Below are 24,018 nucleotides of genomic sequence, written 5' to 3' on the forward strand. Positions count from 1 at the left end.
AATGATTGGAAAAAGCCTCCCTATGCCTAAACTCTAGCACAGGGAGGCCCTTTTTTCCATGTAATTTGTCAGAATACCTTCCCTGCCGCAAACTCCAGCACAGTGTCCTTCATCTCCCCTGCCCTGCAACTGCCCTGGTGCAGCACTTCGGCATGCCTGAGTTTTGCCAGCCCCTGGGGAATAGCCTGGCCGCTGACTTCGTGGAGCTTGTCCAGCAGCTGGAATTCATCCAGCCCCTCAGTCTCCGCCCCCAGAGCCTCCAGCACGCTGCCGTTGAACTTGTAGGGGCTGGCGGTGGATACTATCACCATGGGGCACTTATCCTGGGGATTGGCTTCGGCGTATTTCTCTGCCACCTTGGCCGCTACTGCCGTATGAGTGTCCATGACATACTTATGCTTGCGGTACACAGCATCAATCTCTGCCTTGGTTTCCGTGTCGCTGACCCAGTCTGCCCAGAACAGCTCCTGGATAGCATTAAGAGTTTCCTTGTCCACCTCATAGCTGCCCTGCCCAGAAAGCTGCTTCATCCAGCCTGCCACCTTGGCAGAGTCTTCGGTAACATGATAGAGCAGGCGTTCCAGATTGCTGGAGATCAGGATATCCATAGACGGGGTAATGGTCTTGAAGAAATCACGCTGCCTGTCGTAGATGCCCGTGCGCAGGAACTCTGTCAGCACGTTGTTGGCATTGGAGGCACAGATGAGCTTGTGCACCGGCAGGCCCATGCGCTTGGCGTAGTAGGCTGCCAGGATATCACCGAAATTACCCGTGGGCACAGTGAAGTCAATCTCGTCCCCAGCCTTGATGGCACCCTCTGCCAGCAGGTCGGCATAAGCGCTGAAGTAGTAGACAATCTGCGGCACCAGACGGCCCCAGTTGATGGAATTGGCAGAGGACAGGCGCACCCCCTTCTCCGCCAAAGTCCTGGCAAATTCCTCATCACTGAAGATAGCCTTGACACCGCTCTGGGCATCGTCAAAATTGCCCTGCACAGCCATGACCTTCACATTGCCCCCCTGCTGAGTGAGCATCTGCAACTGCTGGATGCGGCTGACACCATCCTGGGGATAGAAGACCATGATCCTGGTCTGCTCCACATCGGCAAAGCCCTCCAGCGCTGCCTTGCCCGTATCACCAGAGGTAGCCACCAGGATCAGCACCTGGTCCTGCACCTGGCACTTGGGCAGGGCAGTGCTCAAAAGCTGAGGCAGCAGCTGCAGGGCCATGTCCTTGAAGGCGCTGGTGGGTCCGTGCCAGAGCTCCAGCACATGGAAATCCCCCATGGAATTCACAGGGGCGCGCCTCTCCGTGTCGAACTTGCCGGAGCCATAGGCGCGGCTGACACAGCCTGCCACTTCTTCCTTGGTATAATCCGTCAGGAACAGGGAAAGGACCTTCACAGCCCTTTCCTCATAGCTAAGCGGCACCATGGCCTCAATGTCCTGCAGGGAGACCTGCGGGAATGCCTCGGGGACGAAAAGGCCCCCATCTGCCGCCAGCCCCTTGATGATAGCCTCTGCGGAATCACAAATCTCTGCCTTGCCTCTGGTGCTGCTATACTTCAAGTCAATCGCCTCTTTCATCATATCAGATACAGTGCTGAAGCACTATTGTTCTACCACAATGTAACATCTCCTGTAAATTGTAACATCAGGCGCACAAAAGCGCAATATATTTTGCCCGAAAGTGAAAAGAAAATGCCCCACTTCCCGCAGGAAATGGGACATCACCTGTCATTTATCTCTGTTTCTTATCAAAGACCCAGCAATAGGCCGCAAAGTCAGTATCAATCTTTTCCACATTAAGACCGCTGTACATCAGCTCATCGCCATAGAAGCTCCTGCCCTTGATATCCATGCCCGGCTCACCGCCGAAGTCCATGGAGGTGCGCTGGGCTGGCAGGTACTCAGTCAGCTCATACTCTGCCTCAGGGTCCAGCTCCGTGAGCTTCAGTAGACGGATAGGAGAGGCCGGCTCAGCCAGGGTCTTGAAGTACAGCAGCACCACCTGGCTGCCATCGGGGCTGATGAACTGCCAGGCCGTCTCGTTCTTCGTGCCTGCAAAGGGCGTCAGCAGGCGATGGAAACTGCCCAGCTGCAGGGTGGGGCGGATTTTCTTGTACAGCTCGATCTGGGCCTTCACCTCACGGCGCTCCTCTGCCGTGAATTTGGTGATGTCCAGCTCATAGCCGAAGTCCCCCATCATGGCGCAGAGACCGCGCATCTGCAGGCTGGTGACGCGGCCCACCTGGTGGTTTGGCACCACGGAGACATGGGCACCCATGGTAATGGGCGGGAACACCAGGCTGGTGCCGCTCTGAATGGAGAGGCGCTGGACAGCATCAGTATCGTCACTGGTCCAGGTCTGGGGCATATAGTAAAGCATGCCCGCATCAAAGCGCCCGCCGCCCCCGGAGCAGCTTTCAAAGAGCACCTCCGGGAAAGACTGGGTGATGCGTTCCAGCACCTCATAGAGGCCCAGCACAAAGCGGGTGCGCACCTCTCCCTGCCTTTCAGCCGGCAGCTTGGCAGAGTAAGCGTCCGTAATATGGCGGTTGAAATCCCATTTCACATAATCGATGGGATTTTCCCTGAGAATCCTGCTCACAGACTCCACCACATAATCCCGCACCTCCTGTCGGGAAAGGTCCAGCACCAGCTGATGGCGACCATAAGTAAGCGGATAAGCCGGTGCCTGCAAAGCCCAGTCCGGGTGAGCGCGATACAGGTCAGAGTCCACGCTCACCATCTCCGGCTCAAACCACAGTCCGAACTTCAGGCCCCGCTTGTGGGCAGAATCTGCCACCCCCTTCAGGCCATTTTTCAGCTTGGCGGTATTCACCTGCCAATCCCCCAGGGAAGAATTGTCATCGTTCCGCTTGCCAAACCAGCCATCGTCCAGCACCAAGAGCTCAATGCCCAGCTCTTTGGCAGTCTCTGCCAGCTTGTCCATCTTCTCATCATCAAAGTCGAAGTAGGTGGCTTCCCAGTTGTTCACCAAAATGGGCCGCAGGGCATCGCGGTGCTTGCCCCTGACAATATGGTGACGCACCAGCTCATGGAAGGACTGGCTCATGCCGTTCATGCCCTCATGGCTGTAGGCCAGCCAGGCCTCAGGAGTCCGGAAGCTCTCCCCCGGCTCCAGCTGCCAGCTGAAGCCCTGAGGATTGATGCCCCCCACCACGCGCACTGTGCCGAACTGCTCCACCTCGGTCCTGAAGGAGAACTCTCCGCTCCAAACCAGGCTGAAACCGTAGATTTCGCCACTGGTCTCCCCCGTGTCCGGACGGGCCAGCGCCAGGAAAGGAGACTGCTGGTGGGAGCTGGCCCCCCTGCGGCTGCTGTTCTCCTGTATCCCCCGCATCAGGCGCACCCGCTCCAGGCTCCGCTCTGCCGCATGGCCGCCGTAAAGAGAAAGGCGGTCAAAATCATGGTCGGGGAAATCCAGGGCAAAGCTGGCAGCTCCGGTGAGGGCCAGGGCCTTGTCGCTGGTATTTTCCAATCTGGCACTGCGGGCCAGCACCGGCAGACTGGCAAAGATGGTATAACTGAGTTCTGCCGCAAGATTGCCTGCCAAATCCCGCAGCCTGATAATAAGCGTCTCTGCCTCCTGGTCCTCGGCGTAAGCTGCCGGCAAGCCCGCCAAGGCAGGCTTGCCCTGCCTTATCTCATAGCTGTCATAGCGAAGCTCCGTGGCGGCAGTGCCGTCTGCCAGCTTCACCTCATAGGCAGGGGTACGGTAGTCAAGATGCCCGTAGGCAGGATATTCCTGAGGCAGCACATCCAGGGAGAAGGTGCGCTCATTCTCATAGTCCCCGGGCTGGGGAGAGAAGGCGCGGTCAATGGCCTGGAAAGCCCGTCCATCCCGGAATTCCCTGATGGGCCTGCCCCAATAACGGTGCAGGAGATACCTGCCCCTCACCACCTGCATGACATAGCTCATCTTCTTGTTCTTGAGATGGAATACTCCTGTCTTTTCATTATATGAAATCATCACGATGCTCCTTTCAGATGCCGCGGATATAGAACTCAAAATGCTTTGTCTCATTCTGGGGGCGATATTCCTCCAGCACGGGCGCTCCCCAAGTATCATCGCCGCCTACGCCGCACTGGCCCAGGGAAGCCCTGAGATAAGTGTGATGCACAGCCGGCAGCTCGTAGCCATGACGGGCATTTTCCAATTCGTGGGCGGTGTAAGGCAGAGCCGAAGCCTCAAAGGGCAGGTCGCCGTAAATCCTGAGGCCCCTGCCCCGGTTGTCCAGCACCTCGAACCAGCGGATGCCGCCATGGTTGCCGCACTCCTGGGGCATTAGATAAGGCTCCATCTGTCCTGCCACCGTCTGCTCATAAATGCCCAGCTTCACGCCCTGCTGCCTGTCGCAGTAGTTGTCCAGGGGACCATAGCCATAGAAGCGGATCCTGTCATAGTCAGCGGGCAGAGCCAGCACCAGCGCAAAGTCCGGCATTTCCGGCAAGCCTTCCACCTTCTCGTAATCCAGCTCTGCCTTTACGATGCCGCCGGCTTTGACCGTATAAGCAACTGTGCAGGAGGAAATCGGCTTGGTAGCCATTTCCCAGGTGAAACGCAGGCTCACTTCTTCTGCTTCGTATTCCTTCTGCCCCAGCTGGCCAAACCAATCAAACTCCTGCCACTGCCCGTTGACCAGCATTTCACGCTTCACGCAGCGCTGATAGAGGCTGGCCAGTTTCCACTGGGCCACTTCGAAATCACGGCGGCAGCCGTAATCGTTGTTGACGGGAGCACGCCAGAAGCCGGGCTGGGGCATGCGGTCCAGCAGTTCCCTGTCATTTACTTTGTAAGAGGTCATATTGCCCTGAGCGCTGGAAAAGAGGATTTCAAAGCCTTCTCCCTGCACCCCCAGATTGATGTCTCCGCGCACCACCTTGAGCTTTTCCGTGCTCTCCAAAGGCAGGCGTGGCACAAAATGGACAGGCAGGCTCTCAGGTGCCTGCACAGCTTCTGCCTCCTGCTGCCATACACCCTGGCCAAAGGCAATTTCAAAACCTGCCTGTGCCCAGGCAGTCTCCTCCTTCAGGCAAAGGGAAGCGGTCAGCGCATATTCCCCGGCCCCGAAGTCCGGCAGGGCAAGCTCGACAGTGCCCTTCCCTCCTGGCAGGACGGAAGGAGCTGCCATTTTCCTTGTCCAAACCTCTTTGCCATCCAGCAACAGGGCAAGGCGCAGGTCAAAATCCTTCGTATCCGTGAAGAGTGATTTGTTGGCGATGGTCACACTCTCCTTGCCGGGCAGCAGGGTGAAGTTCTGATAATTGAACTTCACTTCCTGCAGTTTGGTGGTGGGACGGCGGTCAGCAAAGAGAATGCCATCCCCGCTGAAATCATAGTCCGTGGGCCTGTCGCCAAAGTCCCCGCCATAGCCCAGGGCTTCCTTGCCATACCTGTCCTTATGCCAGAGAGCCTGGTCCACGAAGTCCCAGATAAAGCCCCCCTGATACAAGGGCTCTGTCTCCGTCAGTTCTGTGTACTTGTGCATGCCGCCATTGCTGTTGCCCATGGAATGGGTGTACTCGCAGCAAAGGAAGGGCTTGTCACGATGCTCAGAGAGGAACTTCTCAATCTCAGCTGCTTTCGGGTACATCTGGCTTTCCATATCGCTGGTATCATTGTAGCGGCGGTCCCAGAAGGTGCTCTCATAGTGCACCAGCCGAGAAGGGTCGCGCTGGCGAAAATACTCGCTCATCTCATAGACGTCCCTGCCGCCGCAGGACTCATTGCCACAGGACCAGATGATGATGCTGGCGTGATTCTTGTCGCGCTCCAGCATGGATTTGGCCCGGTCAAGGATGATCTCCAGCCATTCCTCATGGTCGTTGGGCAGTGTGTACTCATCAATGGACAGCTGCCCGTTCTTCTGCCAGCTGCCGTGGGTCTCCAGATTGGTCTCATCGATGACATAAAGGCCGTATCTGTCACAGAGCTTGTAAATATAGCTGGAATTGGGATAATGGGAGCAGCGCAGGGCGTTGATATTGTGCCGCTTCATGGTGATGATGTCCTGCTCAAAGGAAGCCTGCTCCATGGCCCGGCCGCGATAGCAGTCGAACTCATGGCGGTTGGTGCCCTTGAAGACAATGCGCTGACCGTTGATCTTCATGAGCTTGTCCTCAGGATCCAGCTTGAATTCCCTGATGCCTATTTCCTGGGGCACCACTTCCTGCAGTTCCCCTGCCCCGTCATAAACGAATAGGACAGCCCTGTAAAGGTTCGGTGCCTCGGCACTCCAAAGTTTTGCCTCTTTCACAGAGAACATGACGCTTGATTCTTCTGCCCCTTCCACTGCCTGCCTTTCTTCGGCCAGCAGTTCCCCTTGCGGGTCGAAGAGCTTCACCTGCAAGGCTTTAGAAGCAGGGCTGTTCCACTTGACTTTGAGCTCGATTTCCCCGTCTCTGTACTCGTGGACAGGAACAGCTTTAACCTCCACATCTTCAATGTGGACTTGGGGCTTGGTGTAGAGCAAAACTTCACGGAAAATCCCGGAGAAGCGCCAGAAATCCTGATCCTCGATCCAGCTGCCGGAGGTGAAGCGGTAGACCTGCAGGGCCAGCTTATTCTCCCCCTGTACCAGATATGGGGTCAGGTCGAAATCTGCGGGGGTGAAGCTATCCTCGCTGTAACCCACATAGTGTCCGTTTAGCCATACTGCTACTGCAGATTCCGTGCCCTGAAGGGAAATGTAAGCGTTTTCCCAATTGGCCGGCAAAGAGAAGTACTTGACGTAAGAACCTACAGGGTTTTCACGCTCCGGAATCTCCCCAGGCCTCACTACCTCATGGCCGTCCCAAGGATAGGTCTGGTTGGTGTACTGGGGGCGGCCATAGCCCTCCAGCTGCCAGTGGGCCGGCACCCTGATGGTGTCCCAGGCACGGCAATCATAACTCTCTGCCTCAAATCCCACGGGCCGCAGGGCAGGATTCTTGGCATGGTGGAAGTACCACAGGCCGTCCAGGCTGTGGCAGAAGCCAGAAATGCCCCGGGACATTTCCTCCCCATTGCGGAAATACTCATGATCGCTGTGAGCCTCCAGACGATTTTCCTGGAAAAAAGCCGGGTCGCCCAATTTTTCTAAAGTGAAATTAGCAGTAACCATACTCCATGCCTCCAAATATATGCAGGATTCTGTAAACGTTTTCTTTATGTAATTTACATTATACGGTATGAAACAATAAAAAGCAAGTCTTTTGCCATAAAAATCCCGCCCAAGTCTGAAACCTGGGCGGGACATGCCAAAGACTGATTCACTTTTTCTTCTTTAATCTTACAAAGAACCTTTTATCAAAGCATTGGCCTCTTCAATGACCTGATGGCCAAGGTCGATGGCCTCGCCGCTGATGCGCATGCATTTGTCGGGGTTGTGGAAGCCGTTGCCGTTCTCTGCTGCTACCCAGTCCCAATACCACTGTGCTTCGCGGAGCTTCAGGCGGATGCCTGCCAGCTGGTCATCAGTAGCGCCTGCATCCATAGCTGCCTTCACAGCCAGATGCGCCCGGGCCACAGTCTGGCCTGCAGTGCGCTGAAGCTTGTAGTTGTTGTCATGGATGGTCTTGACCCGGGCGATAAGGGTTTCCTTGCTCTCATCATGGCACTTGAGGCAGGATTCCTCCACCGTCTTCAATGGGCTGGTCATCCAGTGAGAAGTGTACTTCTTGCCGCTCTCACGCATGTAAGGCATGTGGCAGTCCACACAGGTCACGCCAGCATCTGCATGGACGCTGGTCTTCCAGATCTCGAAATCAGGATGCTGGGCCTTCAGCATGAGGGTCTTGGAGTCGGGATGCACCCAGTCCTGGGTAAAGCCGCCAGCCTGGCCGCTCTGATACCACTGGAACTGTTCCTCCGGCTCCCAGCCGCCGATGAAGGGATGGCGGACCCTGCCGTCTTCCTTCATGAAGTAATACTCATTGTGGCACTGGCCGCAGACATAGCTGCGCATCTCGTTGTGAGAAGCCTGGCTGATGTCGATGCCCTTCATAGCCATGGATTCCACAAAGCCCTGCTGATAGACCCGCAGTTCCATGGTGTCAGGATCATGGCAGGAAGAGCAGCCAAAGTAGAGGTCCGTGCCCTCCACCGTGTCCTTGTTGGTGAAGGGAGGCGTAGCATCCATAAAGGGCTTGGAGGCGAAATCCCAGCCGCTTTCCTTATACCACTTGTCATACATCCAGGAACCCTTGCAGACTATGCAGTTGCCCTTCTGGGGCGGGATGCGCTGGGAATTGAGCTGGTCAACCCCTGCCCAGGTATGGCCCCGGGCCACATCATACTGGACGGAGAACTTGTAGCCCTTGAAATTCTCCAGGATTTCCGGCTGCATCTCTATGTAGGACTTGCCCGGGTCGCTGCCGCCGTAGCCGGTAGGCGAAGCACCGCCCAGATTGTTCTTCATGTAAGAATTGTATTCCAAAGGATAGGCATCTTTGTAGGCCTCTTTGCCCAGATGGGCGTAGTTCTCATGGGAAATCTGCGCCAGCTTCACGCTATTGTCGTTGGGCTGGGCGATGCCGATGCGCACGATGACGAACCCGAAGAAGAGCACGCATGCGGCTGCAATCCCAATCAGATATTTCTGCATCTTACTCAACTTTTATCCCCCCTTCAAGGTGATTCGAACCGTGTGCAATACGGCTGTGGCACTTCAGGCAGTCGCCGCCGGTGTCCATGGCCTCTTTGGTGGCGTGAACCTCACCCATGGTGGCACTGTGGCAGCGCAGGCAGTTGTCATTCACCATCTTGTGGGCATCCTGCGACAGCTTGATATGTGCCGGATAATCCCGCATGAGCTCATGGTACATATCCACCATGCCCGTGCGTCCCTTCTCCATTAAGTAGACCACCGTGTTGTCATGAGGCAGGTGGCACTCCACGCACTGCTGGTTCTTGTGGGATGATTCCATGAAGCTGGCCGCTTCTCCCTTCATGGCATGGCAGGTGCCGCAGAACTCAGGGGACCCAGAAATAGAATTGAAGGCCGCCCCAATCCCCAGGACAATGACCCCAAGGGCAAAACCGCCTGCCAGACAAGCCAGGGTGTGTTTCTGAAACAGGTCTTTTGCTTCCAAACCGCTTCCCTCCTCTCCTGCTTCGGTATTGCTAAAATTTTCACACCAATCCGATTTGTCTAGATTATATCACCTAAACACAAATGTATATGTTGCCCCAGCAACGCATATAAGAAAAAACCAGCCAAAATCGGCTGGTTCAAGAAAAATGTTTTGTTGGCTTATTTAGTTATACTTGGAAACTCACGCTGAAGCTTCAGGTCCTGGGCCTGCATGTCAGCCTCCACCTTGGCAAACCAGGCGAGGGCATAGGCTGCCGTGCCCGTATAGTCGATGGCATACTCATTGGTGGACCAGGAGGAAAGCACATCAAGATAGGACTTGGCCGTGGGAACATGACCGCTTTCCAGATACTTGGTCTGGTCCGGGTCGCCGCCGATGACAGCGTTGGGGCCGCCTACCAAGAGACAGGGCACTTTTGTCAAAAGCCTTTCCGACCTGGGGCAGGATGTCATTGGAATGGTCAAGGACCTGAAGCAGCGCTACTATTACAATGGGCATTTGTACACCTTGCCGCAACTGGCAAAAATCGCCATGTACAGGAGCAATAACAGGCTGTACCGTTCCCTCATGGTAAGGACGAGGAAACATTACCTTCCTGTTCGCATTGTTTTTGTCAGGAACCGCAACAAAAAGAGCGAGCTGCTATATATCCTGTCTACGGACAATGCGCTGTCAGAGGATGAGATCATTCGCATATATGGGATGCGATGGAACATTGAAACCTTCTTTAAGGCAAGCAAATCCCTGCTGAAGCTTGGCATGGAGTTCCAGACCCGTAGCTATGACTCTGCTGTGGCACATATGGCAATTGTCTTTGCTCGCTATACATTTCTCGAATGGCTGCGCCGTCAGGAAAACAACCCCAAAACCTATGGAGGCCTGTTCTTTGCACTCTGCGAGGATGTGCAGGATATGGAGCTTTCAGATGCACTACGGTCACTTATGAGTCTCTTCATGGAAACCATTAACGGCTACGGAACTGAGGATACAGAAACCATAAAAAGTAAAGTGAGCAATTGGATTGCCAGCCAGAGCAGGTATATCAAGGGATTGTTCCAAAATTTATGCTGGGAAAGTTGAGACTGTTACATTTTTATGGAACAGGAAATGCGTAGCTTATTTTATCCTGCCGATGTCCATGCTGATATCCAGGGCCTTGACGCTGTGTGTCAGGGCCCCCACGGAAATCACATCAACACCGCTTTCAGCCGCGGCTGCCAGAGTGGTTTCGTCAATGCCTCCGGAAGCTTCCACCACGGCCCGGTGGTCAATGAGGCGTACTGCCTCCGCCATCATGTCCGGCGCCATATTGTCCAGCATGATGACATCGGCCTTCCCTGCCAGGGCTTCCTCCACCCCGGCCAGGTCCTCCACTTCAATCTCGATCTTGGTCATGTGGGAAGCATACGCTCTGGCCCGCTCCAAAGCCGCCCTGATGCCACCAGCCACTTTGATATGGTTATCCTTGATGAGCATGGCATCGTAAAGACCCAGGCGATGGTTGGCGCCGCCGCCCACTTTCACGGCATACTTATCAAGCAGCCGCATTCCCGGAGTGGTCTTGCGGGTGTCCACCAGCCTGGCCCCATAAGGCGCGGCGATGGCCGCCAGCTTATGGGTGCGGGTGGCCACACCGGATAAATGCTGCAGGAGATTCAGGGCCAGCCGCTCTCCGGTGAGAATGCTCCGGGCATTGCCGTCCAGCGTGACAATGACGGAACCGGGTGCCAGCTTAGCCCCATCTGTCAGGACACTGGCAAACTCAACCTCTTCATCCAGCAGGCCAAATACCCGCCTGGCCACTTCCACACCGGCCAAAATGCCAGCCTCCTTGGCGTGGATGACAGCATGGGTCTTTGCTCCTGCCGGCACAGTGGCCAGGGTGGTAATATCCCCGCTGCCAATGTCCTCCTGCAGCCAATCCGCAATCTTTTTGTCCAGTCCTAATATATCCATTATCTTATCCTTCTCCTTATGACGATGATGTTTCAGTTATGCCAGGCCCCAGGCCAAAACAGCCGCTGTGGCCGTATTTTCTTCTTCTTGCTCCCCTGCCTCTTCGTTTACCCTCCACTGGTCACCGAAATGCTGGGCAAAGGCTTCATCCTTCTCAGGATAATCTGCCCGATAATGGGCGCCGCGGCTTTCCTTGCGGCGCCTGGCCCCCCTGAACATCATGGCGCCGCAGGTTAGGGCGGCACACAGGTCAAGCTCTGCCGGGGAATCCGCACTGCAGCCTGCATAGACACTTGCCAGACGGCGCAGTTTTTCCTCGCCCGCAGCCAAATCCTCTTCACTGCGGACGATGCCCAGATAGCGGCTCATAAGCTGCCTGCTTTGGGCTATGTCAGCCTGTACCTCACCCTGCTTCTCCTCTGCCAGGCTTTCCTCCCGCCACCTGAGGCCTGCTTCCGCCTGGGGCAGCCTGGTCTTGCCTATGATGACAGCCACCCGGCGGCCGAAGACCAGCCCCTCCAGCAGGCTGTTGCTGGCCAGGCGGTTGGCTCCCTGCAGGCCGGTGCAGGCTGCCTCACCGCAGGCGTACAGGCCTTCAATGTCAGTGCGCCCCCAAATATCCGTGTGGATGCCCCCCATCATGTAATGGGCAGCAGGGGCAATGGGAATCAGGTCTTTGGCCATGTCTATCCCATAGTCCCGGCAGGTGGCAGCAATCATGGGGAATTTTTCCGTCACCTTTTCGATATGGCGTGCATCCAGCCAGATATGGCTGGCTTCAGCCCTGGTCATCTCCCGGAAGATGCGGCGGGCTACCACATCCCTGGGAGCCAGCTCTGCCATGGGATGATAACCCGGCATGAAGCGTCTCCCTTCAAGATCCAGCAGGTGGGCGCCAGCCCCACGCACCGCCTCGGAAATCAGGAAATTGGGACAGCCGGGCAGAGCCAGGGCCGTGGGGTGGAACTGCACGAATTCCATATCTGCCAGTGCTGCCCCGGCCCGCAAGGCCATGGCCAGGCCGCTGCCGGTGGCACCATCAGGATTGGTGGTGTGCTGAAAGAGGCGTCCCAGGCCGCCGGCAGCCAGGACCGTATGCTCTGCCCGCAGACATATCTTCCTTCCATGCCAGAGGGCTGTAACCCCATAGCAACGGCCCCGATGGGTCAGCAAATCTACCACATAGCAGCCCTCCATCGTCCTGATGTTTGGCTCTTTGGCTGCCATATCATTGAGGGCCCGGGCCACCTCTGCCCCGGTGGCATCACCATGGCTGTGTACAATGCGCTGGCGGCCATGGCAGCCCTCCCGCCCCAAGGCTAGACTGCCATCTTCATTCCTGTCAAACTCGGCGCCGTTTTCTGCCAGCCAGCGGATTTCCTCCGGCCCTTCTGTCACCACCATGCGGGAGACGGATTCATTGCTGAGCCCGGCTCCTGCCACCAGGGTATCCTCCAAATGCAGCTGCGGATTGTCATCTTTTCCCAAAGCGGCGGCAATGCCCCCCTGAGCCTTGCTGGTATTGCTGTCCTGCAGAGTGTCCCGCACCACCAGCAGCACATGATGGCCATGACGGGCCAGCTGGCAGGCGGCAGTGAGGCCGGCCACGCCGCTGCCGATCACCAGGCATTCTGTCCGGCGGTTCTCCATCCGTTTGGTGTCGAAATTCATCAGATAGCGCTGCATGCTGCTTCCCCCTTTACAGCCAGCATCTTTTCCAAAGCCGCCACAGACTTCAGGCGGATTTCCTCCGGCACCACCACCCGGGGTTCCATGTTCTTCAGGGCGTCACGCACCTTCTCCAGAGAGGTCTTCTTCATATTGACGCAAAGGAGCTTCCTGGATGCCAGATGGAATTTCTTGCTTGGACAACGCTCTGTCAATTCGTACATGACCCCTTCCTCCGTGGCGATGATGAATTCCTCTGCCTGGCTTTTTTGCGCAAAATTGACAATGCCCGTGGTGCTGCCGATATAATCTGCCAGTTCCCGCACCTCAGGACGACATTCCGGGTGCATCAGCACAAGGGCTCCAGGGTGCTCTGCCCTGGCCCGGCGCACATCTTCCACCGTGAGCCGTCCATGGATGGGACAGCCCCCCTGCCACTTCAGGAGTTCCCGGCCGCACTGCTCCTCGGCCCAGGAGCCAAGGTTGGCATCGGGAACAAAGATGACCTCCTGTTCCCGGGGCAAAGAAGCCACCACGGCAGCAGCATTTGATGAGGTGCAGCAAATGTCACTCATGGCCTTGACAGCTGCAGGGGTGTTCACATAGGAAACCACCAGCGCTTCCGGGCGCTCGGCCTTGGCCCTGCGGACCTCTCCTGTAATAGCATCGGTGAACATCTGGCAGCCGGCATCCACCGCAGGCAGCAGGGTAATCTTGTCCGGGGACAGGATATTGGCGGTCTCCGCCATGAACCGCACTCCGCAGAAGACGATGACTTCCGCATCAGTGGCGGCAGCCTGCTGGGACAAGCCAAAGGAGTCCCCTGTGAAATCGGCAATTTCCTGAATCTCTTCCGGCTGGTAGACATGGGCCAGGATTACGGCCTTGCGCTGCCGCTTCAGTTCCATGATTTCCTCAATGATATCTTCCATAAACAAACTCCTCACATAAGAAATAGCATTGTCTACTGTCTTGACAGCAGACAATGCTATTCTAACTTTATTTTCCCCATCTGGCAAGTACGAACAACAAACTCCGCACATAATAATGTACCGCCCCGTTCATATATGGACGAGGCGGCACACTATTCTTGCTTATTTCTTTGCTGCCAGCAGACAGCCGCAAGTCACGGCTGTGCAGGCAAGCCAGAGCAGCCAGATATAGGGCTTTGTGCTGACGGAAGCGGTGACTGCAGCTTTTTCAGCCTCTTCCAGGGAAGGCAGGATTTCCAGGCGCACCTTCTTGTAATCTTCAGTCATGCCTGTCAGCCGCACGCGCTTCCTGCCCTCCAGCACGCTCACCGGCTGGGAATTTCCCGTGCGGTTTTGAGATACCTCTATAACGGGCCTTATGGTATCAACCACATCCCCGTCGGTCACGGAAATCTCCGCCGTAAGCCTCAGGCGTCCCCCGGGCTCCTCCTCGGCCTCCACATCTTCCAGCAGATATGCCTCCTCTCCTGCCAGGGCAATCTGCTTCTTTTTCAGGGTCAGTTCCTCCACCCCCGTTTCCTGGGGCGGCGTGGGAGCGATATAGATATCCCCTGTCAAGGATTTATAGATGGCTGGCTCCCTGGCGGCATCAGAACCATTTGAGTGCAGCTTGGTGTGGGCGCGGACTTCCTGCCCGTCCACCTCATACACATAGGCCTTCCCTTTGCCATCTTCTGAAAAGTCCTGTCCCCTATAAGTTATTTCATGACCCAGCAGGCTCCTGGTCTCTCCTGCCTGGAACTCTTCCGAAAGAGTCTGGCTGCCGCTGCCGGAAAGCACGATGGCCAGAAGCCCCAGCCCCAGCCCCACATGAGCAATGGTTCCTCCCAGTCTGAGGCCGCTGCGGGGATATCCCAGGACAGAAGCTCCCACTCCCAGCAAGGCTGTCCCCGCCAGAAGCAAGGGCAGGATTCCCCTGACACCTGCTGCCAGGGCCAGGACCGCTCCCAGCACGAAGCATCCGGCCAAAACCATTTTCACCTTCTGCCCCTGCAGCAGACGGCTGCCGCCATAGCCCCGCATAGAGCAACAGGTCAGCACCGCCAGCATGGCCACGGCCAAAGGCAGGGTCGTCCTGACATAGAAATTCGTATCCACCGCCGCAGGTTTGCCTGCCAGTTGGGTGAGCAGGGGCATGGACATGCCCAGGAAGATGATCACCGCCATAAAGACCAGGAGCAGCATGCCAAGGGAAAGCAGGAATTCCCGGTTGCCATAGCCCTCATAGATTTCCCCCTGGGGCAGTTCCTTCAGCTTCCAAATAAGCTGGCAAAGGGCGGCCATCAGCACCAGGGCATTCACCACCGCAATCAATAGGCCGATGCTGGTGCCGCTGAAGGAGTGGACGGAAAAATCCCCCAGGATGCCGCTGCGGGTCAAAAATGTGCCATAAAGCACAAAAGAGTAAGTGAAGATGGCAGCCAGGTGTGCCATGACGCGCACATTGGGACGAACCTTGGCCACCTTCAGCAAATGCAGCAGCACAGCCGCCAGCAGCCAGGGCACCAGGGATGAGTTCTCCACCGGGTCCCAGCCCCAGTATCCTCCCCAGCCCAGCACTTTGTAGGCCCAGTAGCCGCCAATGAAAATGCCCGCTCCCAAAAAAGCCCAGGCTATGAGGGTCCATTTCCTGGCAGGCTCCAGCCAGCCATCATCCTTCGGGTCCTGCCAAAGGGCTCCTGCCCCGTAGGCAAAGGGCACTGCCAAAAGGGCATAGCCAATGAAGATAATGGGCGGATGAATGGCCATCCAGGGGTCCTGCAACAGGGGATTCAGCCCCACCCCATCTTCCATGAGTTCCGCCACAGGCAGGAAGGGACTTTTCCCCAGCACCAGTACAGCCAGCAGGGCCTGCAGCAGCATATACACCGCCATGCCCTGGGGCGCCAGCTTCTTCCTGCAGGCCAGATACCCGCCCACCAGGGCGTGGATCAGCAGCCACAGTAGGAAGGAGCCCTGCTGCCCTGCCCAGAAAACAGAAAACTTGTACAGCGGATCCAAATCCTTTGACGAGTAATTTGCCACATACTCCAGACCGAAGTCATTTTGGAAGATGGCAGCCATCAGGAGGACACTAGCAACAGCCGTTCCTCCCAAGGCCCCACAGGCCAGATAAGCCCCCCACTTCTCCCCGGCCTTCCTGCGGAAGGCACACACGAACACGGCCAGTAAGGAAAAGGCCAAAGTAAATCCCAGGCTCGCAGCCCCTGCCATATATATTCCTCCAATGCTGAATTGATATATTGCTGAAATTTTTCTGATGCTCTTGCTTCAAACGATATCCCGCCCCAGTACCCGGGACTTTATGAGCCGCAGCCAGTCCGGACCTGTTTCCAGCAGCCCTTCTTCCTGCATCAGGCCGATTTCCCGGGTCAGGGCGCTGCGGTTGCAGTCAAGTTCTTTGGCCAGCTGCACCCGTCCGGGCACCGCCACCTGCTCATTTTTCTGCCGCTTTTCCCTCTGCAGGAGATAGATGATGATGCGCTCCCGCAGGGATTTCTTCGACAACACCTCCATCTTCTCCACCATGAGGAAGTTCTTCCTGGCCAAGGCTTCCAGGATATGCTTCATGACAATGCCATGGATGCGCCCCAGTCGCGGACCGGCAATCAGCAGGGACTTGTAAGGAATCCAGAGAACTTTCATCTCATTGATGGCCTCCACAGCACTGCCACTGTACTCCGAAGACAGGATGGCAGAGGTCACCCCCACCAGGGCTCCCCGCTCCAGGCTGTGCCCCACGTTCTCATTGCCCAGCCAGTCTTCCGTGAGGATCTGGGCCTTTCCCGTCACGATAACCCCCAGCTGATCATTTTTCTCGTAGGCCTCCAGCAGTCTTTCCTTCTTGCCATAATGCTTCAGCACTGCCGACGTATGCTGGATGAACTCCTGTATTTCCCCCATGGTCAGGCCGGAGAAAACAGAAAGCTCCGCCAAGTGCAGATCCTTCATGTTCATAGGCAGCTCTCCCTTGCGTAAATTTCATCATAGTTACTATTTCTATCATTCCCGAAAATTCCCTGCAATTTATTTGCACATAGTAAAAGCCTGCTCCTGACCATTCAGGTCAAGGGCAGGCTCTCTTTCAGTCAGCCTTATGCAATTTGCCTTACTCTGCCACCGGCTTCATAGTCGGGAACAGCAGCACGTCGCGGATGGAAGGTGCGTCGGTAAGCAGCATCACCAGACGGTCCACGCCTATCCCTAAGCCGCCCGTGGGGGGCAGGCCATACTCCAGGGCGGTGATGAAGTCGCGGTCCATGACATGGGCCTCATCGTCACCAGCCTCACGCTGCTTCAGCTGCTCAAGGAAGCGGCCTTCCTGGTCGATGGGGTCGTTGAGCTCCGTGAAGCCGTTGGCCAGCTCACGGCCATAGATGAAGAACTCGAAGCGGTCCGTAATGCGGGGATCCTCCGGATTGCGCTTGGCCAAAGGAGAGATCTCCGTGGGATGGCCGGTGATGAATGTGGGCTGCATCAGGCTCTCCTCCACCTTGGCCTCAAAGGCCTCGTTGAGGATGCCGCCGATGCCGTGGCGCTCCTCGTAGGCCACGCCAATCTCATCAGCCAGCTTGCGGGCTTCTTCCACAGTCTGGCAGGCCATGAAATCCTTGCCCGTGGCTTCCTTCACCGCATCATTCATGCTGATGCGCTTGACATTGGCAAGGTCAATATCCACGCCCTGATAGTTGATCCTGGTAGTACCCAATACAGCCTGTGCTGCGTTGCAGACAATGCCCTCAGTGATGTCCATGAGGTCAGTATAGTCAGCGAAAGCCTGATAGATCTCAATGGAGGTAAACTCAGGGTTATGACGCACGTCCATGCCCTCGTTGCGGAAGACACGGCCCATTTCGTACACACGGTCCATGCCGCCCACCACCAGGCGCTTCAGGCTGAGCTCCGTAGCAATGCGCAGGTAGAGATCGATGTCCAGGGCATTGTGATGGGTGACGAAAGGACGGGCTGCAGCGCCGCCGGCAATGGTGGAGAGCACCGGGGTCTCCACTTCCAGGAAGTCGCGCTCATCCAGGTAGCTGCGGATGGACTTGATGATCTGGCTGCGCTTGCGGAAGGTGTCCCGGACCTCGGGATTCACGATGAGGTCCAGATAGCGCTGACGATAACGCACATCCACATCTTTCAGGCCGTGGAACTTCTCCGGCAGGGGACGCAGGGACTTGGACAGCAGGTCGAAGTCCTCCACACGCACAGTGACTTCACCACGGCGGGTCTTGAACACATGGCCCTTGACGCCGATGATGTCGCCCATGTCAAGGCGCTTGAACTCTTCCTTGTACTTCTGCTCACCCAGCACATCCAGCTTGAAGTAAATCTGGATGTTGCCGGTGCGGTCATTCAGCACGGAGAAGGAAGCCTTGCCATGGCCGCGGATAGCCATAAGACGGCCGGCGATGGTCACTTCCTCTTCGCCTTCTTCATCCTCCTGGAGGTAATCATACTTATCCTTCAGGGGCTGGGCGTAAGCGCTCACCTCGAAGCGGTGGCCGAAGGGGGCCACCCCCATCTCCCGAAAAGCCTCCATCTTGTCACGGCGCACCTTCATGAGGGCGCCGATATCCTGAGTAGACTCATTTGCCTGAGCCTGCTGGTTCTTGTCTGACATATGCTCAAATGCTCCTATCTATTAGCCCTTGATTTCCACGATCTGATACTTGATGACGCCTGCGGGAGCGTGGACATCCACGGTAGCTCCTACCTTCTGGCCCAGCAAAGCGCTGCCCAGGGGAGACTCATTGGAAATCTTGCCCTCATCCGGGTCTGCCTCGGTGGAGCCCACCAGCATGAAGGTGTCCTCCTCGTCATACTCCAGGTCCTTCACCACGACCTTGCTGCCCATCTGCACCACGTCGCCGCTGCCAGCCTTGATGATCTCAGAGTTGCGAATCTTGTTCTCCAGCTCCTGGATCTCGCCTTCCAGGAAAGCCTGCTCGTTTTTCGCATCATCATACTCGGAGTTCTCGGAAAGGTCGCCCAGAGCGATAGCTGCCTTCAAGCGGTCAGCCACCTCCATGCGGCGCACTTCCTTCATGTATTTGAGCTTTTCTACCAGTTTATTATAACCGTCTTCGGTCAGCATGACTTTCTTGTCTGCCATGTTTAACGCCCCTTTTTCTAATATAGATTAACTTATTTAGTATACGGAGTTTATTTGGCCTTGTCAATGAGTGCCAGCTTTTGCTTGTGGGTAAGGCGCTTCAAATGCCACTCCCTGCTCATGGCCGTGTGCCTATCCGGCAGTTCCTCGAAATATGCCAGACGGACAGGCAGGCGGGACCGGGTGTACTTGCCTCCCTGCCCCGCCTGATGGGTCCTGATGCGTTTTTCCAGGTCATTGGTCCAGCCCACATATAGGCTGCCGTCCCCGCATTCCAGCATATAAGTGAAGGCCGGCAATTACTCCGCCTCTTTGATGGTGACCTTCTGCATCACCACGTCCTCCAGGGGGCGGTCGGAGAAGTCAGTCTTGACCTTGCCAATCTTCTTCACCACATCCATGCCCTTCACGACCTTGCCGAAGACTGCATGATGGCCGTCCAGCCAGGGAGTCTTGTCCAAAGTGATGAAGAACTGGCTGCCGCCGGTGTTGGGGCCTGCATTGGCCATGGAGAGGATACCCTCGCTGCTGTGGCGGAGGCCGTCACCGAACTCATCATCAATGGTGTAGCCAGGGCCGCCCATGCCGGTGCCCGTGGGGTCGCCGCCCTGGATCATGAAGCCGTCAATGACGCGGTGGAAGATAATGCCGTCATAGAAGCCCTTCTCCGTCAGGTCAATGAAGTTCTTGGTGGTCTTCGGTGCCTTGTCCTCAAAAAGCTCGATTTCAAAAGTTCCCAGATTGGTTTCAAAAACTGCGATGCGGTTTGCCACTTTCTTCGTGCCTCCATTATTGTCCGCCTGGGCCAGGCACCCGCCAGTCAGCAGGAGCATGAGCGCCAGGGCCAAAATCATTATCTTTTTCATTTTACCTTACCTCCTGAGGTTTTTTCAATAGTTTCCCTAAATTAGTCAAGAACTCCGGGGGCAAAATTGCCGTTTCTGAAAATCTCCACTTTCTCCCCCTCACGGGTAATGCCCACAATGGAGAGGTCAGCGGTGCCTATCATGAAGTCCTCGTGGACCAGGGAATCGTTCACTCCATGCTGCAGCAGTGTCACGCTGTCCATCTTCTCCCCGCCCTCCAGGCAGGTGGGATAAGCCTTGCCCAGAGCCAGATGGCAGGCGGCGTTCTCGTCGAAGAGGGTGTTGTAGAAGAGGATGCCGCTGTTGGAGATGGGTGAATCATATGGCACCAGGGCCACTTCGCCAAGATAATGGGAACCCTCGTCCATATTGATAAGTTCCTTCAGAGTTTCCTCTCCAACTTCTGCCCCGAAGTCCACCACACGACCCTCCTTGAAGGTCAGGTGGAAATTCTCAATGCGGTTGCCGTTGTAAATCAAGGGCTTGGAGGCGTAAACCGTGCCGTTCACCCCCTCCCGCAGGGGCAGGGAGTAGACTTCCTCCGTAGGCATATTGGCGGCAAAAGTCACTCCCGTGGCGGCTTTCTCCGCTCCCCCTGCCCAGATATGGCCCTCCGGCAGTTCCACCGTAAGGTCTGTGCCCAGGTTGTTCTTGTAGTGCAGGGCCTTGAAGTTCTGCTTGTTCAGGAACTCAGCCGCTTTTTGCAAAGTAGCGATATGCTCCTTCCAGGCCTCAGCCGGGTCTGTCTCTGGCTCAATGCGCACCGTGCGGAAGATTTCCTGCCAGAGACTGGCCTTGGCCTCTTCCTCACCCAATTCCGGGAAAACCTTCTTCGCCCAGCCTGCCGTAGGCACGGACACCACGCACCAGGTGTTCTCATTGTTCATAAGGCGCGCGCGATACTCCAGGAGCGCAGCCCCCGCCGCCTGGGCGGAAAGAGTTAGCTTTTCCTGCTCTATATCCTTGAAAATCTCAGGATTGCGGGCAGCAATGGACACAAAGGCCGCTCCCTGCTCTGCGTAATCCTGATAGAAGCGCACTCTCCACTCAGGGAACTCCGCGAAGATTTCCTTCCTGCCACCCGCATAACGGATGCGGGCCAGTTCTTCATCTCCCCAGCTCACCACCACATCATGGGCGCCTGCCGCAAAGGCCTCGGCCGCAATGAGGCGGGCAAACTCTGCACACTCCAGGGGGGAATTGATGACCAGGATCTGGTCATCCTGCAGGTTCACCCCTACTCTGACCACCAGCCTGGCATATTTTTTCAGCAGTTCCTGTTCCATCTATTGCTTCCTTTCTGCGCTTTTCAGCGCCTCCTGCTCCATTTTCTTCTTCCTGCGCTTCAGCATTTCTTCGATGTCCACCCCCGGCGTGCTGAAGCCCCGGCCCATGACCTCGTTGGCAGAAATGACAATCATGAAGGCCCCGGGGTCAAAGAGGTTGGCTATCAGCTTTATCTTGGATACCTGGGTAAGATTCACTACCACGAACACCACATTCCGTTCCCGGCGGGTAAAGGCCCCCTGACCGTGCAGGAAGGTGACCCCCCGGCCCACCTCCGTGATGATGCCCTCGGCTATATGCTGGGCCTGGTCGGAGATGATGAGCACTGCCTTGCGCTTATTGAAGCCCGCTATGACCTTGTCAGTCACATTGGCATTCATGTACATGCAGATCAGGGTGAACATGGCCGGCGCCACGCCAAAGAGGAAAGCCGCCGCCGCCATGATCAGGCAGTTGAAGGCAAAGATCACGCCTCCCATATTCAGGGAGTAATACTTCTTCACAATGGCGCCGATGATGTCAAAGCCGCCGGTGCTGCCGTTCATGCGGAAGACAATGCCGTAGCCGATGCCGTTGAAGACACCGCCGAAAATGGCTGAGAGCATGATGTCATTGACAGGCGCATAGGCATTCAGCGGCTTGGTGAAATCCAGGAAGAAGGAAAAGATAGCCGTGCCTATGATGACGTCGAAGGTATAGCCCCTGCCCAAGGTCTTCCAGGCCGCCAGAAGCAGCGGGATATTGTAAAGAAAGGTCTGCAAGCCTATGGGCAGATGGCTCAGGTAGTAGACAATGATGGCAATGCCCGTGGCGCCGCCTGTCAGCAGGTGCGCAGGCACCAGAAAGAGGTTGATGGAACAGCTGGCAATAAGGCAGCCCAGGGAGATACCAAGATACCGCAAAAGCCGGTGTTCGAGCATCTTCAGCTGTATCATTCAGCCTTTCCTCCTATTCTGAGTTGAGGGACTTCCTCCTGTGGCAGCGCTGAAATGTCAATTTCCTTCGCTCCCAGCTTCTCAGCCAAGGCTGCATCTTCCAGCCCCTCTTCAATGTCAGCGCCCTCGATGGCCATGCGGTCTGCTTCCTCGTCCGTAAGCGGCAGAGCCGTAATACGGGCGCTCACCAGATGCCACGTCTCCACATCCAGTTCAAAGAGCAAATGCTCATGGGCATGACCAGGCCGTTCATAGATGAAATATGGCACGCCCCCGTGCCACTGACGCTCCGTCTCGCCATAGGTTTTCTCCAGCCAGTAGGAAGTCGCCCCCTGACGCACATTATGGCGCAGGGTATAATCCTTGCCAGACAGGGCAATATCTGCCACTTTGCCTGTGGCTTTAACAATCCCCACTCTGACCTCAGGATATTCGTAGATGGTCAAAGGTACTCCCTGTACCGTCTGTTCTTTATCAAACAGAGGTTCCCCCAGGATATCAAGCATCTGGGAGATTTCGTCCCCCAATTTCAGTCCTTTGTAGCCAAAGTCGCTGTCCTGCAGGGAAGACTTGGCCGCTTCAGCTGCGCCAAAGCAGGCAGGATTGGCAATCTCAGATGGTGCAGCTATCCCCAGGCAGGCTGCCACAGCAAGAATTGCTACCAACTTTTTCATCATTTCTTCTTATTCCTCATTTCCTCAGTGTCAAAGATAAGAGTAACGGGCCCGTCATTGATGGACTCCACCTGCATATCCGCTCCAAAGCTGCCATGCTGGGGTGGGAACCCCAATTCCTCCAGCTTTGCCATGAAGTAATTGTACAAAGGCTCTGCCAAGGAGGGCGGCGCCGCATGAGAAAAGCCCGGGCGACGGCTGCTGAGGTCAGCATAGAGGGTGAACTGGGAAATGACCAGGATTTCTCCCCCCACCTGCTCGATGTTCAGGTTCATCTTCCCCTGCTCATCCTCAAAGACCCGCAGGTGCACTATTTTCTCTGCCAGATAATCAGCCTCAGCCTCAGAGTCCTCCGGGCCTACCCCCAGCAGCACCAGATAGCCCTGGCCGATGGCCCCTTCTACTTTTCCCTCAATGGTGACAGAGGCTGACTTCACCCGTGTAACTACTGCTTTCATCTCTTATCCTTTCGTCATATAGGGCTTGACAAAATCCCTGATGGTCTTGAAATACTGCTCCTGTCCAGTCTGGCTGGCAGCCCCATGGACAGCCTCCTCGATGAAGAGGATTTCCTTGCGGGGAGCCACAGCCGCATCATAAAGTTCCTGCGCCATGGCAGGAGGTACCAGAGTATCCTTCAGCCCGTGGATAAAGAGCATGGGCACCTTGGAATTTTTCACCGCCTGGACAGGCACCGCCTGATTGAGGCTGAAGCCGGCCACTTCCCTGCAGCGCCAGTCCAGGAGGTTCATTGCCGGGAAGGGCGGCAGGCCGAAGGAATCCTTCATCTGATGAGCCAGAAGGTCAAAGGCGCTGGTATAGCCGCTGTCCTCCACACAGGCCACTACCTGAGCCGGCAGGTTCTCGTCATCAGAGGCCAGCATCACCGTGGCGGCTCCCATAGAAACGCCATGCAGCACGATATGGGCCTCAGGATAGCGCATGGCTATCAGCCCTGCCCAGGCAGTCACATCCGCACTTTCTCTATACCCCATAGTGAGAAACTGCCCCTGGCTTTCCCCGGAAGCCCTGAGGTCAGGCGTCAGCACATGGTACCCCATCATTAGATAGTTTTCTGCTATATAATATGAATTAGTCTGGTTGCAGCCATAGCCATGAGCCACGATTACCCACTTATTGGAACTTTCCTCCGGTGAAAAATGAGTGGCGGTGAGGTGCAGCCCATCCTCAGACTGCAATTCCCAGGGTTCGCTGAGGTAATCCGGCCTGTCATACTTGCGGCTCTCCGGCGGCATCAGCAGGGCAAAGGCCCGGGGCGGCTCCGTATGTCCACCAAAGGTACCCCGTTCCAGGCCAAAAGAAACCAGATAATTGCCAATAAAATAACCTGCCCCCAGCACAAAAGAAACGGTCATGACCACGGCTGTCAGCAGGCAGGAAATCAATATTTTCTTCATCC

Annotated in this window: 21 protein-coding genes; 1 reads left to right on the plus strand and 20 read right to left on the minus strand. The window is 56.2% G+C overall.

The features are described 5' to 3' along the window. Positions 1-68: 68 nt before the first annotated feature. The 6 genes from thrC to P159_RS19495 form a co-directional block, all read right to left on the minus strand. Positions 69-1,589, minus strand: a complete 1,521-nt coding sequence (gene thrC / locus P159_RS0111500; protein WP_029544196.1) for a threonine synthase — start codon at positions 1,587-1,589, stop codon at positions 69-71. Between the two features lie 151 nt (positions 1,590-1,740). Beyond that, positions 1,741-3,996: an alpha-galactosidase gene (locus P159_RS0111505; protein WP_029544198.1), complete on the minus strand. Its 2,256-nt coding sequence runs from the start codon at positions 3,994-3,996 to the stop codon at positions 1,741-1,743. Positions 3,997-4,009: 13 nt separating this feature from the next. After that, on the minus strand, positions 4,010-7,129 hold the full coding sequence (locus tag P159_RS0111510) for a glycoside hydrolase family 2 TIM barrel-domain containing protein (RefSeq protein ID WP_029544200.1): 3,120 nt from the start codon (positions 7,127-7,129) through the stop codon (positions 4,010-4,012). Between the two features lie 168 nt (positions 7,130-7,297). Beyond that, positions 7,298-8,620 carry an ammonia-forming cytochrome c nitrite reductase subunit c552 gene (locus tag P159_RS0111515; protein WP_029544202.1) on the minus strand — a complete coding sequence of 441 codons (1,323 nt, stop codon included), beginning with the start codon at positions 8,618-8,620 and terminating at the stop codon, positions 7,298-7,300. Further along, positions 8,613-9,098 (minus strand): NapC/NirT family cytochrome c, encoded by a 486-nt coding sequence (locus tag P159_RS0111520; RefSeq protein ID WP_029544204.1) that lies wholly within the window; start codon positions 9,096-9,098, stop codon positions 8,613-8,615. Before P159_RS0111520 ends, P159_RS0111515 begins: the two co-directional genes overlap by 8 nt. Before the next feature lie 161 nt (positions 9,099-9,259). Beyond that, positions 9,260-9,523, minus strand: coding sequence for a hypothetical protein (locus P159_RS19495; RefSeq protein ID WP_349254358.1), 264 nt, complete (start codon positions 9,521-9,523; stop codon positions 9,260-9,262). Positions 9,524-9,557: 34 nt separating this feature from the next. Here P159_RS19495 and P159_RS0111530 point away from each other — a divergent pair, with 34 nt between their 5' ends. Then, positions 9,558-10,181 (plus strand): transposase, encoded by a 624-nt coding sequence (locus tag P159_RS0111530; RefSeq protein ID WP_051650325.1) that lies wholly within the window; start codon positions 9,558-9,560, stop codon positions 10,179-10,181. A 36-nt stretch (positions 10,182-10,217) separates the two neighbouring features. Here P159_RS0111530 and nadC read toward each other — a convergent pair whose 3' ends face one another. The 14 genes from nadC to P159_RS0111600 form a co-directional block, all read right to left on the minus strand. Continuing rightward, positions 10,218-11,057: a carboxylating nicotinate-nucleotide diphosphorylase gene (gene nadC / locus P159_RS0111535; RefSeq protein WP_029544208.1), complete on the minus strand. Its 840-nt coding sequence runs from the start codon at positions 11,055-11,057 to the stop codon at positions 10,218-10,220. 36 nt (positions 11,058-11,093) lie between these two features. After that, positions 11,094-12,743, minus strand: a complete 1,650-nt coding sequence (gene nadB / locus P159_RS0111540) for an L-aspartate oxidase (protein ID WP_029544210.1) — start codon at positions 12,741-12,743, stop codon at positions 11,094-11,096. Then, on the minus strand, positions 12,728-13,657 hold the full coding sequence (nadA, locus tag P159_RS0111545; RefSeq protein ID WP_029544212.1) for a quinolinate synthase NadA: 930 nt from the start codon (positions 13,655-13,657) through the stop codon (positions 12,728-12,730). Before nadA ends, nadB begins: the two co-directional genes overlap by 16 nt. A gap of 162 nt (positions 13,658-13,819) precedes the next feature. Next, positions 13,820-15,931: a cytochrome c biogenesis protein CcsA gene (ccsA, locus tag P159_RS0111550; RefSeq protein WP_029544214.1), complete on the minus strand. Its 2,112-nt coding sequence runs from the start codon at positions 15,929-15,931 to the stop codon at positions 13,820-13,822. 57 nt (positions 15,932-15,988) lie between these two features. Further along, entirely contained in the window at positions 15,989-16,675 is a 687-nt protein-coding gene (locus tag P159_RS0111555) for a Crp/Fnr family transcriptional regulator (protein WP_029544217.1), read from the minus strand. A 151-nt stretch (positions 16,676-16,826) separates the two neighbouring features. Beyond that, positions 16,827-18,344 carry a lysine--tRNA ligase gene (gene lysS, locus P159_RS0111560; RefSeq protein WP_029544219.1) on the minus strand — a complete coding sequence of 506 codons (1,518 nt, stop codon included), beginning with the start codon at positions 18,342-18,344 and terminating at the stop codon, positions 16,827-16,829. Between the two features lie 21 nt (positions 18,345-18,365). Next, positions 18,366-18,836 carry a transcription elongation factor GreA gene (gene greA / locus P159_RS0111565; RefSeq protein WP_029544221.1) on the minus strand — a complete coding sequence of 157 codons (471 nt, stop codon included), beginning with the start codon at positions 18,834-18,836 and terminating at the stop codon, positions 18,366-18,368. A gap of 50 nt (positions 18,837-18,886) precedes the next feature. Continuing rightward, positions 18,887-19,135, minus strand: coding sequence for a GIY-YIG nuclease family protein (locus P159_RS0111570; protein ID WP_217634593.1), 249 nt, complete (start codon positions 19,133-19,135; stop codon positions 18,887-18,889). Further along, a complete protein-coding gene (locus P159_RS0111575) occupies positions 19,136-19,702 on the minus strand; it encodes a peptidylprolyl isomerase (protein ID WP_029544224.1) in 567 nt (188 codons plus the stop codon). A gap of 41 nt (positions 19,703-19,743) precedes the next feature. Further along, positions 19,744-20,988, minus strand: a complete 1,245-nt coding sequence (locus P159_RS0111580) for an aminopeptidase (RefSeq protein WP_029544226.1) — start codon at positions 20,986-20,988, stop codon at positions 19,744-19,746. After that, a complete protein-coding gene (locus tag P159_RS0111585) occupies positions 20,989-21,924 on the minus strand; it encodes a YitT family protein (protein ID WP_029544228.1) in 936 nt (311 codons plus the stop codon). It abuts the gene before it with no gap. Next, a complete protein-coding gene (locus tag P159_RS0111590) occupies positions 21,921-22,601 on the minus strand; it encodes a hypothetical protein (protein ID WP_051650326.1) in 681 nt (226 codons plus the stop codon). Before P159_RS0111590 ends, P159_RS0111585 begins: the two co-directional genes overlap by 4 nt. Then, positions 22,598-23,056 carry a D-aminoacyl-tRNA deacylase gene (gene dtd, locus P159_RS0111595; RefSeq protein WP_029544231.1) on the minus strand — a complete coding sequence of 153 codons (459 nt, stop codon included), beginning with the start codon at positions 23,054-23,056 and terminating at the stop codon, positions 22,598-22,600. The genes P159_RS0111590 and dtd overlap by 4 nt, the downstream gene beginning before the upstream one ends. 3 nt (positions 23,057-23,059) lie before the next feature. After that, on the minus strand, positions 23,060-24,016 hold the full coding sequence (locus P159_RS0111600; RefSeq protein WP_029544232.1) for an alpha/beta hydrolase: 957 nt from the start codon (positions 24,014-24,016) through the stop codon (positions 23,060-23,062). Between the last annotated feature and the right edge of the window lie 2 nt (positions 24,017-24,018).

Source organism: Selenomonas sp. AB3002 (assembly GCF_000702545.1).
In the GTDB taxonomy this organism is placed as follows: domain Bacteria; phylum Bacillota; class Negativicutes; order Selenomonadales; family Selenomonadaceae; genus Selenomonas_B; species Selenomonas_B ruminantium_A.

Excerpts from the sequence above, each read along its gene's own strand:
- thrC (WP_029544196.1), bottom strand. The coding sequence starts at position 1,589 with ATGATGAAAGAGGCGATTGACTTGAAGTATAGCAGCACCAGAGGCAAG.
- P159_RS0111505 (WP_029544198.1), bottom strand. The coding sequence starts at position 3,996 with ATGATTTCATATAATGAAAAGACAGGAGTATTCCATCTCAAGAACAAG.
- P159_RS0111510 (WP_029544200.1), bottom strand. The coding sequence starts at position 7,129 with ATGGTTACTGCTAATTTCACTTTAGAAAAATTGGGCGACCCGGCTTTT.
- P159_RS0111530 (WP_051650325.1), top strand. The coding sequence starts at position 9,558 with ATGGTCAAGGACCTGAAGCAGCGCTACTATTACAATGGGCATTTGTAC.
- nadC (WP_029544208.1), bottom strand. The coding sequence starts at position 11,057 with ATGGATATATTAGGACTGGACAAAAAGATTGCGGATTGGCTGCAGGAG.
- nadB (WP_029544210.1), bottom strand. The coding sequence starts at position 12,743 with ATGCAGCGCTATCTGATGAATTTCGACACCAAACGGATGGAGAACCGC.
- nadA (WP_029544212.1), bottom strand. The coding sequence starts at position 13,657 with ATGGAAGATATCATTGAGGAAATCATGGAACTGAAGCGGCAGCGCAAG.
- ccsA (WP_029544214.1), bottom strand. The coding sequence starts at position 15,931 with ATGGCAGGGGCTGCGAGCCTGGGATTTACTTTGGCCTTTTCCTTACTG.
- P159_RS0111555 (WP_029544217.1), bottom strand. The coding sequence starts at position 16,675 with ATGAACATGAAGGATCTGCACTTGGCGGAGCTTTCTGTTTTCTCCGGC.
- lysS (WP_029544219.1), bottom strand. The coding sequence starts at position 18,344 with ATGTCAGACAAGAACCAGCAGGCTCAGGCAAATGAGTCTACTCAGGAT.
- greA (WP_029544221.1), bottom strand. The coding sequence starts at position 18,836 with ATGGCAGACAAGAAAGTCATGCTGACCGAAGACGGTTATAATAAACTG.
- P159_RS0111575 (WP_029544224.1), bottom strand. The coding sequence starts at position 19,702 with ATGAAAAAGATAATGATTTTGGCCCTGGCGCTCATGCTCCTGCTGACT.
- P159_RS0111580 (WP_029544226.1), bottom strand. The coding sequence starts at position 20,988 with ATGGAACAGGAACTGCTGAAAAAATATGCCAGGCTGGTGGTCAGAGTA.
- P159_RS0111585 (WP_029544228.1), bottom strand. The coding sequence starts at position 21,924 with ATGATACAGCTGAAGATGCTCGAACACCGGCTTTTGCGGTATCTTGGT.
- P159_RS0111590 (WP_051650326.1), bottom strand. The coding sequence starts at position 22,601 with ATGATGAAAAAGTTGGTAGCAATTCTTGCTGTGGCAGCCTGCCTGGGG.
- dtd (WP_029544231.1), bottom strand. The coding sequence starts at position 23,056 with ATGAAAGCAGTAGTTACACGGGTGAAGTCAGCCTCTGTCACCATTGAG.
- P159_RS0111600 (WP_029544232.1), bottom strand. The coding sequence starts at position 24,016 with ATGAAGAAAATATTGATTTCCTGCCTGCTGACAGCCGTGGTCATGACC.